Source organism: uncultured Negativicoccus sp., from assembly GCF_902480485.1.
GTDB classification, from domain to species: Bacteria; Bacillota; Negativicutes; order Veillonellales; family Negativicoccaceae; genus Negativicoccus; species Negativicoccus succinicivorans.
In genome coordinates this window covers 1-10,344 of sequence record NZ_CABSTC010000049.1, presented here as the reverse complement: position 1 = coordinate 10,344, position 10,344 = coordinate 1, and the positions used below count along the sequence as shown (strand labels likewise).

Here is a 10,344-nt window from a genome sequence, read left to right as displayed (position 1 = left end):
CCACCGAGATCTACACTCTTTCCCTACACGACGCTCTTCCGATCTCAAATACTCGTACAATTAAGCCAAATCTGAAAATTTGGTGGTGAGGATCATGCGCGCCCGACCGCGTCGTTACGCAGATGACGGAACGCGTCGGCGCCGCATGGCTAAAGGGAGGGAAAGGCGTGGCTTATCGAGTAGAGCATGACACCATGGGAGAAGTACGAGTTCCCGCGGAACGGAAATGGGGAGCGCAAACCGAGCGTTCGTTTGAAAATTTCAAAATCGGTCAGCGAATGCCGCAGGAAATTATTCGGGCGTTTGCGGTATTGAAAAAATGCGCGGCGAAAGTGAACGCGGATCTCGGCAAATTGGACGCGAAAAAAGCGGACGTTATCGAAACCGTGTGCGATGAAATTTTAGCGGGTCAATGGCCCGATGAATTTCCGCTGGTCGTGTACCAGACCGGTTCCGGCACGCAATCCAACATGAATGTGAACGAAGTAATCGCGCATATCGCCAATGAAAAATTGGCCACGGAGGGAAATTCGCTGCGGATTCATCCGAATGATGACGTGAACAGTTCGCAGTCCTCGAACGACACGTTCCCGACCGCGATGCATATCGCCGCCGTCGTGGCGTTGCATGAAAAATTGTATCCGGCGCTGGCGGAACTGCGCCGCATTTTAGAGCAAAAGAGCGCGGATTTCATGGACATTGTCAAAATCGGCCGCACGCATTTGCAGGACGCGACGCCATTGACATTGGGCCAGGAAATTTCCGGTTGGGCGGCGATGCTGGAAGCTGCGGAAAAAATGATCAAGGAAAGCGAAGCGCATCTCTACCCCCTCGCGTTGGGCGGTACCGCCGTCGGCACGGGCCTCAACGCGCCGGAGGGGTTTGCGGAAGGCGTGGCGAAAGAAATCGCGCGCGCGACGGGCTATGATTTTGTTTCGTCCGCCAATAAATTTCACGCGCTGACCGCTCACGATCAATTCGTGTACAGCCACGGCGCCTTGGAAGCGCTCGCGATGAACGCGTTTAAAATCGCTAACGACATACGTTTGTTGGCGTGCGGACCGCGGGCCGGGCTAGCGGAAATTACGATTCCGGAAAATGAACCGGGTTCGTCCATCATGCCGGGCAAAGTGAATCCGACGCAATGCGAAGCGCTTACGATGGTGGCCTGCCGCGTTCACGGCAACAGCGCTACGATCGCGCTGGCCTCGGCGCATGGTCAGTTTGAGTTGAACGTGTATAAACCGGTACTCGTCGACGCGTATCTCGAATCCGTGCGTCTGCTGGGAGAAGCCTTGCATTCGTTTGCGGTTCATTGCGCGGAAGGGTTGGAACCGGATCGCGAACGCATTGCGAAAAACGTGCAGAACTCGCTCATGCTCGTCACGGCGCTCGCGCCGAAAATCGGTTATGAAAAAGCCGCGGAGATCGCCAAAAAAGCGCATCATGAAGGCACCGACCTCAAGAGCGCCGCGCTCGACCTCGGCTATGTCACCGCGGAAGAGTACGATGAGATCGTCGTGCCCGCCGAGATGGTACATCCGAAATAAATATCTGCAAAAAGCCGCCGCGGCGGCTTTTTGTTTTGGCAAAATAGAGTACGCTGTTTTTATGGTATGCATTTTTATTATATGTATCGCATCGCATGCGAATTTAGAAAATGCTTGAAAAATAGTGTTGTCATGTTGTTTGCGCGTGCGGAATAGTGGTATAATAATTTTGTTAATAGCATACTCTATTTCATTAGGAGGTTACAACATGCGTATTGGTGTAGCAAAAGAAATCAAAAATAACGAATTTCGTGTAGGTCTTACCCCGGCCGGCGCGCACGCGTTAGTAGAAGCGGGACACGAAGTATTCGTCGAAAAGGGAGCCGGTCTCGGTTCGTTCATTGAAGACAGCGAATACGAAGCGGTCGGCGCTAAAATCGTCGCGGATAAAAAGAAACTGTTCGACGATTCCGAAATGATCATTAAAGTAAAAGAACCGATCGCGGAAGAATATGATCTCTTCCACGAAGGTCAGATCTTGTACACGTACCTGCACTTGGCGGCGGAACCGGCATTGACCGAAGCGCTGTTGAAGCATAAAGTCATCAGCATCGCGTATGAAACGGTTCTCGGTCGTGACGGTCGCAGCTTGCCGCTCTTGCAGCCGATGAGTGAAGTCGCGGGTCGTATGTCGATCCAGGTAGCGGCGCATTTCCTCGAAAAAATCAACGGCGGCAAAGGTAAATTAATGGGCGGCGTCGCCGGCGTACAACCGGCCAAAGTCACCATCGTCGGTGGCGGCACCGTAGGTACGAACGCGGCGAAAATGGCGGTCGGCATGGGCGCGATCGTCACCGTTATTGATAACAACCTCGACCGTTTGCGTCAGTTGGATGACATCTTTGGCGCTCGCGTACATACGCTCGCGTCGAACCCGCTCAACATTGCGCAGTCCGTTAAAGAAGCGGACGTCGTTATCGGTTCGGTATTGATTCCGGGTGCGAAAACACCGCAGCTCATCACCACTGAAATGGTCAAAGAAATGAGCCCGGGTTCGGTCATCGTCGACGTGGCGATCGACCAGGGCGGCGCGGTTCAATCGGTTGACGGCCCGACCACGCACGATGATCCGGTCCGCATGAAATTCGGCGTGGTTCACTACTCGGTTGCAAACATGCCGGGCGCGGTAGCCAACACCTCAACCTACGCGTTGACGAACGCGACGCTGCCGTATGCGATCGCGATTGCCAACAAAGGTTGGAAACAGGCGCTCAAAGACGACAAGGGTCTGGCGAACGGTTTGAACACGTTGGACGGATACGTTACGTTCAAAGGCGTAGCGGAAGCGCTCAACAAAGAATGCAAAGACGTCAACGATCTTTTGAAATAAAAAGCGCATAAAAAATCCCCTTGCATAAGGGGATTTTTTTTACTTCCATTTTGTGAAATCGGACACAGACGGTTATAATAAGTGAAACATCTGGAGGGGATATGATGAATACAGGCTTGGTCACTGATTTTTATCAATTGACAATGGCGCAGGGACTTTGGCGCATCGGCGCGCATGATGTGCCCTGCGTATTTGATCGCACGTATCGCAACAATCCGTTTGGTGGCGGGTACACCGTCGTCGCGGGTCTGGAACACCTGGTCGATTTCATTCAAAATTTCCGGTACGGCGAAAGCGAAATCGCGTACTTACGTTCGTTACATACCTTTGACGAAGGCTTTTTACAATGGCTCGCCGATTTTCGCTTTACGGGAGACATTTACGCGATGACCGAAGGCACGATCGCGTTCCCCGGCGAAGTGCTGCTGCGAATGGAAGCCCCGAAAGCGCAAGCGCTGTTGATCGAAACGGGTCTGACGATGATCATGAATCACGAATCATTGATCGCGACCAAAGCGCGCCGCGTGCGTTCGGTAGCGGGCGATGACTTTTTGATGGAATTCGGTTTGCGGCGGGCGCAGGGCGAATCCGCCGGCCATTATGGCGCGCGCGCGTCCATTGTCGGCGGCTTTAACGCGACGAGTAACGTGGAAGCGGCGCGACGTTTCGGTTTGTCAGCGGTCGGCACGATGGCGCACAGCTGGATCATGAGCTTTCCCGACGAACTCACCGCGTTCCGCGAATACGCGCGGCAGTACGATAACGCGACGCTGCTCGCCGACACGTACAACACGCTCGAGTCGGGCGTTCCGAACGCCATTACCGTCTTTAGAGAACTGCAGGAAGCCAATCGCTTGCCGGAGAAATACGGTATCCGTCTGGACAGCGGCGACATCGCCTACCTCTCCCGCAAGGCGCGTGAAATGTTCGATGCGGCGGGATTTACCACGGCCGGTATTACCGCATCCAACGACATTGATGAACACACCGTGTTGAGTTTGAAACAGCAGGGGGCGGCAATCAACTCCTGGGGCATCGGCACCAAGATTATCACCGCGGACGGCACCTCGGCGTTGGGCGGCATTTATAAATTGGCGGGACAGGAAGAAAACGGCGTATTGATTCCGAAGATGAAATTCTCGGATCAGCCGGAAAAAATGACGGACCCGGGGCGCAAGGAAGTGTTCCGAATTTCCCATCGCGACAACGGGAAATTGATCACCGACGTGTTGACGTTGGCGGATGAAGACATTTCTCCGGCGGAAGATTACGAACTGATTACGTACGAATATCCGTGGCGGCGCAAAAAATTGGCGGCGAATTCATTCGACGTGCGTCGCATGCTGGAACCGATCATGCAAGGCGGCGAACTCGTGTACGAACTGCCGAGCCTCGATGCGATCAAGACGTATGCCGACGCGCAATTCAAGCAGCTTTGGCCGGAATATACGCGCCTGGACAGCCCCGAGATACTGGAAATTAACCGCTCGCCGAAATTGCAGCAATTGAAAGAGAAATTGATTCACGAACAGGTTGACAGCCTGCACTGAAAAAGGCGTTGCCGCGCGGCAACGCTTTTTTCGTTCGCGGAATGGTAAAATTCTGTATAATGAAAGAAAAAGGAGGCAATGCATGGCAAAGCATTTGACATATCTTACCGCGGCATTACTCGCAGCCTTGACGGTCACGACCGGCGCAAGTTACGCGGCGGCGCCTGTCGTCGCGAGTGAACCCGCGGCGCTTACGACCGCGACCGAAAACGCGCCGGCGCAGACCGTCTGGCAGGCCGCTTGGCAGGCGCAGCGACCGCAAGTCGTAACGCGCAAGCAGGAAATGAAAAAAACCTATTTTCAATCGACTTGGCGGGGACCCGACGCAGGTAAAGAATTGGCTCGCGCGCTGGCGGAATATGCCGATAGCGGCTTGTTGCCGCCGCAGCAATATATGACGACGGCGCAACGCGAAACATTTTGGCAAAATGCCGATGTATTTCAAGCCGCATTTGTCGACGGCAACGTGGCGGATGTACTTATGATGCGCATGACGACTGCGGAGTTTCAGCGGGCGTTGGGGAAACGGTCCGCGCAGGCTTTGCGCGACGGCTTGGGACCGGCGCCGAGCGAAGCCGTAAAGCAGGTGCTCGCGACGCTTATGCCAAGTCGCACCGACGTGCAAAAACAACTGGATCGCGCGGTGCGGCGCCTCGATGAACGGTTGACGGAGGACATTTTTGTCGCCAGGCTCATGCAGGTCCGAGCCGAAGGAAAAATATTGCAAATGCGCGCCGATTTCGCGCCGATTATAGATGTAAAAATCACGGCGTATACGCCGTTGACGCGCCGTTTGGCAAACGGTCAGCCGTATTGGGAGCAAAGCGCACGCTACCGTGAGCGGGTGATCACGAAACCGGGCGAGCCGCCGATGGAAGCGGTCGTGACATGTATTGTGCAACTGTTTCCGCGAGAAGACGGCTGGGATATTGCGTATACGATCATTAACGGCGATAATCAAGAAAAAATTAAAGTAAACAAGTAAACGGATCAGTGTGCCTTTCATTCTTTGACTTTCTCGTTGCATGCATTACGTTTGCGATGTGAAACGCGATTAAGTATGATGAAAGCGCTAAGAGACGGATAGTATGCAGGGGTTGATTATCCTGCGAAACGAAATTAAATTAAAACGCATCGCGATAAAGGAGGAGTGGGCATGCATCGGATATTGTGGAGCGTGAGCTTGGCGCTGGCGCTGTTGGGCAACGGTTGTGCGCAGGCGGCGTTGCCGAAGGACGCGCCGGCGCCGGTGAAAACGCATGCCGTGACGGACGGCTATTGGGGCAAGCAACTGTGGCAAAGCGACGTATTGAAAACGGCGTACGCGTCGGCGCTTTCATCCGCCGCCGCGGCCAGTGGAGAAATAGGCCGGGACGAAGTTACGCCGCGTATCGTCAAGGCGGTAATGGATTCGCTGATGTTGACGCAGTGGCAGGCGGAGGATCATCGCGGCGTGCATGTGGCGTACGTGGTGACGGCGCAGGTGCCGCTGGATCTCATGGCGCGGAGCCAAGCCGCGAAAGGAAATCGCGCGGGCGAGTTTTGGGCCACCGCGTTTGAAAATACCGACGCGCGGGAGTTGCCGGAATATCTCTTGACGCAACCGCGCACGAAAGAAGAGATGCAGGCGCAAATGGATCTGGCGAAGGCGTCGCTCATCGCGGAAAACACCGAGGCGGCGGCGTTCCTGCCGACATTGACACTGCGTTCGTACCAGCCGCTGATTCGTTATCGTGACGGGCAGGGCGGCGTTTACTACGGACAACATATGCGCTTCGTCATCGGTACGGGTGGAGTCGTTTGGCCGATCGCCGTATTTTCCGATGTTCGCAAGACAGCGGACAATATTCAGTGCACGTGGCTGATTACGGCGGATACGGAGTACGCGTATTTCGCGCGAATTTGGAACCGATATGTGGGAATAGGAGGCGATCGCGATGCGTAAAGTGGCATGGTTGCTCAGCGGCTTGCTCGCGCTGACGACGGCGGCGTACGCGGCGACGCCCATCGCGGTGCCGCCGATGGGCACATTGCAATGGCCGGATACGATCACGGCGGCGTCCCTTGCGGATGGCTTCACGGATTCGCAGAAAGGTTCAGTTGCGCAGGCTCAAGTGGCGGCGGTCGATGAAAATTTGACGCCAACGGAGGGGTGGTTTGTTTACCAGCTGCAGGCGGAGCGGCCGGAAGGATTGGCGACGGCGTGGCTGGTCAGCTTTGCCGTGCCGATCGACGACCCCGCTGAGATCGAGCCGTTTTTCCGTTCGTCATTGGGGGATGAGGAGCGCGCGACATTGGTGCATTTTAATGTCATGCTCTACGGCTTGGAAACGAAATTAAATCAGCAAATCGCCGCGCACTGGGCGAGTATGGTGAAAGACAATCCGCAGTTACGCGGTGCGAACGCAATGCCAATGCAGCCACCTCTTTATGTGCGTATCCGCGAGATTGATTCGCTCGTGCGGGTCACGCAGGCGCATGAAGTGATGTACCGCGTGGGCGCGCGACTGGCCCCTGAGATTGATGGCGGCTGGGTGCTGCCGTACTATGCGCAGTGTTACATTGTTCGCCGCGATGATCAGTTGGCGGGCGTGCTGCTCCTGGTAAGCGATACGGATCGTGAATATTTTGCCCGCTATTTGGCGAAAGCCGTTCTGACTTTATAGCTTGCTACATAAAAAAGATAAACAAAAAAGACCGCGTTGCGGTCTTTTTTCATGCGCGGCGCACGTAAGTCACGAAACGATGCGCCAACGGATTTTTGGCATTTACTTCGCCCTCTTCGACACGCGTTTTTTCCCAGACGGTTTCATCTATCACGGGGAAATACGTGTCCGCCTCCGGTTCGCTGTCCACTTCGGTGATGTGCAGTTGCTCCGCGTACGGGAAAAAGGCGCGATAGATTTCGCCGCCGCCGATGACGAAGTAATCCTCATTTTGCTGCAGCGCTTGCAGCACCTCAGCGACGCTCGCGAAACATTGGACTTCGGGGTGCGCCGCGGCCCAGTTGCGGTCGCGGGTGAGCACCCAGTGCGCGCGGCCCGGCAGCATGCCCGGCAGACTTTCAAAAGTTTTACGACCCATGATGATCGGGTGTCCGGTCGTTATTTTTTGAAAGCGTTTCAAATCATCGCGTAAGTGCCAAAGCAGTTGATTGTCTTTGCCGATCGCCTGATTTTTCGCGACCGCGACGATGATGTGCAGCATCAGACGGACACCTCCATGGCCAATTTGCCGAGATGTTCATAATTTTCCAAATAAATATCGTCCGGCGTAAATTCATAGAAATTTTGCACGTCGGGATTGAGGACCAGCCGCGGCGCCGCCAGCGCCTGATCACGGCGCGCGAGTTGCGCGGTGAGTGCGTCGACATGGTTATCGTAAATATGCGCGTTGTTGATGACATGCGTGAACAAGCCCGGCTGCAAGCCCGCGTGCCGCGCGATTAAGTGCACGAGCACGGCGTACTGCGTGAGGTTGAACGGCACGCCGAGGCCCATGTCGCCCGACCGCTGCACAAGCATGCAATTCAGGCGGCCGTCAGCGACGTCCCACATGGTGAGAAACGCGCAGGGGTATAATGCCATCTCCGGCAGATCTTCCACGTTCCAAAGCGACACGACCATGCGGCGGCTCTCCGGATTTTCGCGGAGCGTTTGCAATAGGGTGTCAACCTGACCGTATTTTTTTAACTGGTAACCGTAGGCTTTACCGATCGTGCCGTCAGGTTGCATCCATTCATCCCAAATGTGGCAGTTCCAATCCTGCAAAACGCGCACATCGTTTGACTGCTTCTGCCAAATCCAGAGCAGTTCTTTGACGGCGGTTTTGAACGCGACAAACTTTGTCGTGAGAATCGGAAATTCCCGCGCCAGATCAAATTGCATGATTTGGTGCGGCAATTTATAGGCCGGCATACCGGTGCGGTTGTTGCCGTGCGCGCCGGTTTTCAAAATGGCTTCGACAATGTTGAGATATTGCTGATCGGCAAGGCTCATAGGGATTCCTCCGGATGGTTTTGAATAAGATCGAGAAAGACGGGTGCGTAGTTAATCAGTTTAAACGGGCCGACGCCGCTGACTTGCGCCATGTCGTTCAGCGTTTGCGGACGCTTTTCGCACATTTCGAGCAGCGTCGCGTCGCTGAAAATGACGTAGGGCGGCACGTTGCGTTTTTCGGCCAGCGTTTTGCGCGCCGCGGCGAGACGAGTGAAAAGCGGATCTTTACGCGGCGCGGCGTGCGTTTTCGGCAGGGCCGTTGCGCCGCGGCGGCGCGGACTTTGCGGGATCGGCATGGTCACCGTCTGCGTGCCGCGCAATACTTCTTCACCGCTTACGGTCAGCGCCAGCAGCGGATACTTGGCGCCGCGCTTATATAAATAACCGTCGGCGATATACTGCTCGATTTCCCGGCGCAAATCGCGTTCGCTTTCCCCGCTGCGCGCGCCGTAGTAGCGGCAGTACTCAAATTCGCGAGCGCGATCTTTGGCCTGCAATGCGCCGCGTAAAATGCGAACTACGGTCGCGATACCGTAGCGCTCTTTGATTTCTTCGACGGTTTTGAAAACCGTACGCGCGTCGCCCGTCACATCGCAGGTTTCCGTCGGGGTTTCGCATTGACTGCAATGACCGCAAGGCGCGGTGTCGGTCGCGCCGAAGTGTTGGAGAATCTGCGCGCGCAGGCAGCGGTTCGTCTGGCAATACGCTTCCATTTCCTCCAAGCGATCACGGGCGGCGGTATCGATAACGCCGGTTTCCTGTTCCGTTTGTTCGATTAAAAATCGTTGCGTACGCACGTCCTGACCGCTGTATAAAAGAATGCATTCCGCCGGCGCGCCGTCACGTCCGGCGCGGCCCGCTTCCTGATAATACGCTTCAATGCTTTTCGGCAATTGGTAGTGGAGCACGTATCGCACATCGGGTTTATCGATGCCCATGCCGAACGCGTTCGTCGCTACGATCACGGACGCTTTGTCACGCACGAACGCGTTTTGCGCGCGCGTGCGCACCGTCTCGCTTAAGCCGGCGTGGTAGCGCACGCAGGGCACATTGGCGCGGGTGAGATCATGGTACACTTCATCGACGGCTTTGCGCGTCGCGCAATAAATAATGCCGGCTTCGCCGCGATGCGCCGCGACATACATGCGCACGTAATCCTTTTTCTTCGCGCCGCGGACCACGCCGAAATACAAATTGGGTCGGTCAAAACCGGTCACGAAAATCGCGGGCTTTTCCAACTGCAGGAACGTCATGATGTCCTGTTGCACCTGCGGCGTCGCCGTGGCCGTGAAGGCGCCGATGACCGGCCGCTCGGGCAACGTTTGCAACGCGGCGGCGATAGTGCGATAGCTCGGCCGAAAATCATGACCCCACTCGCTGATGCAATGGGCTTCATCGACGACGCACATCGTCACATTGAGTTTACTGAGAAAATTGAGAAATGACGACGAGGTCAGCCGTTCCGGCGCGATATAGAGCAGCCGATACGCGCCGCGCAAAAGCGCGCGCATGCGTTCCCGATACGTTTCATCATCCAAGCTGGAATTCAAATACGTCGCGGGAATTTCGTTGGCGACCAAGGCGTCGACCTGGTCTTTCATCAATGCGATTAATGGCGAGATGACAAGCGTCAGCCCGTTTTGCACGAGCGCCGGCAGCTGGTAGCAAAGCGACTTGCCGCCGCCGGTCGGTAAAATCGCGAGCGTGTCGCGTCGCGCGAGGAGCGATTGCACGATATCGGCTTGCGCCGGACGAAATGATGTAAAGCCGAAATAGTGTTGCAGATATTGATGCAAAGTTGTGGTACTCATCGCTCCTCCTTTCTGCATTATTATAACAGACGAAAAAAGTTCCGCTTTTTCATTTTATTTACGAGGATAAAAAAATACGCCGCAAGCGGCGTTCGGAAAATCGGG

At 55.3% G+C, this 10,344-nt stretch carries 9 protein-coding genes; 6 read left to right on the top strand and 3 right to left on the bottom strand.

Annotation, left to right across the window (positions count from 1 at the left end; genetic code table 11):
• The first annotated feature begins 167 nt into the window (after positions 1 to 167).
• The 6 genes from fumC to RDN69_RS04980 all read left to right on the top strand — a co-directional run bounded on the left by fumC (position 168) and on the right by RDN69_RS04980 (position 7,096).
• Positions 168 to 1,550 (top strand): class II fumarate hydratase, encoded by a 1,383-nt coding sequence (fumC, locus tag RDN69_RS05005; protein WP_273260133.1) that lies wholly within the window; start codon positions 168 to 170, stop codon positions 1,548 to 1,550.
• Positions 1,551 to 1,758: 208 nt separating this feature from the next.
• A complete protein-coding gene (gene ald, locus RDN69_RS05000) occupies positions 1,759 to 2,880 on the top strand; it encodes an alanine dehydrogenase (RefSeq protein ID WP_024047958.1) in 1,122 nt (373 codons plus the stop codon).
• A 101-nt stretch (positions 2,881 to 2,981) separates the two neighbouring features.
• On the top strand, positions 2,982 to 4,430 hold the full coding sequence (locus RDN69_RS04995) for a nicotinate phosphoribosyltransferase (RefSeq protein WP_288218308.1): 1,449 nt from the start codon (positions 2,982 to 2,984) through the stop codon (positions 4,428 to 4,430).
• Positions 4,431 to 4,512: 82 nt separating this feature from the next.
• A complete protein-coding gene (locus tag RDN69_RS04990; protein ID WP_024049286.1) occupies positions 4,513 to 5,415 on the top strand; it encodes a hypothetical protein in 903 nt (300 codons plus the stop codon).
• Positions 5,416 to 5,586: 171 nt separating this feature from the next.
• On the top strand, positions 5,587 to 6,375 hold the full coding sequence (locus RDN69_RS04985; RefSeq protein WP_273260140.1) for a hypothetical protein: 789 nt from the start codon (positions 5,587 to 5,589) through the stop codon (positions 6,373 to 6,375).
• A complete protein-coding gene (locus tag RDN69_RS04980; RefSeq protein WP_024049288.1) occupies positions 6,368 to 7,096 on the top strand; it encodes a hypothetical protein in 729 nt (242 codons plus the stop codon). The genes RDN69_RS04985 and RDN69_RS04980 overlap by 8 nt, the downstream gene beginning before the upstream one ends.
• 49 nt (positions 7,097 to 7,145) lie before the next feature.
• On the opposite strand, the gene RDN69_RS04975 is transcribed toward RDN69_RS04980, so the two are convergent.
• From RDN69_RS04975 to recQ, 3 genes are read right to left on the bottom strand one after another with little or no spacing between them, the layout of a single operon-like run.
• The gene (locus RDN69_RS04975; RefSeq protein ID WP_273260143.1) at positions 7,146 to 7,637 is read right to left on the bottom strand and encodes a dihydrofolate reductase; all 492 of its coding nucleotides are present in this window, start codon (positions 7,635 to 7,637) and stop codon (positions 7,146 to 7,148) included.
• A complete protein-coding gene (locus tag RDN69_RS04970; protein WP_024049126.1) occupies positions 7,637 to 8,428 on the bottom strand; it encodes a thymidylate synthase in 792 nt (263 codons plus the stop codon). Before RDN69_RS04970 ends, RDN69_RS04975 begins: the two co-directional genes overlap by 1 nt.
• The gene (gene recQ, locus RDN69_RS04965) at positions 8,425 to 10,239 is read right to left on the bottom strand and encodes a DNA helicase RecQ (RefSeq protein ID WP_288218307.1); all 1,815 of its coding nucleotides are present in this window, start codon (positions 10,237 to 10,239) and stop codon (positions 8,425 to 8,427) included. The genes RDN69_RS04970 and recQ overlap by 4 nt, the downstream gene beginning before the upstream one ends.
• Between the last annotated feature and the right edge of the window lie 105 nt (positions 10,240 to 10,344).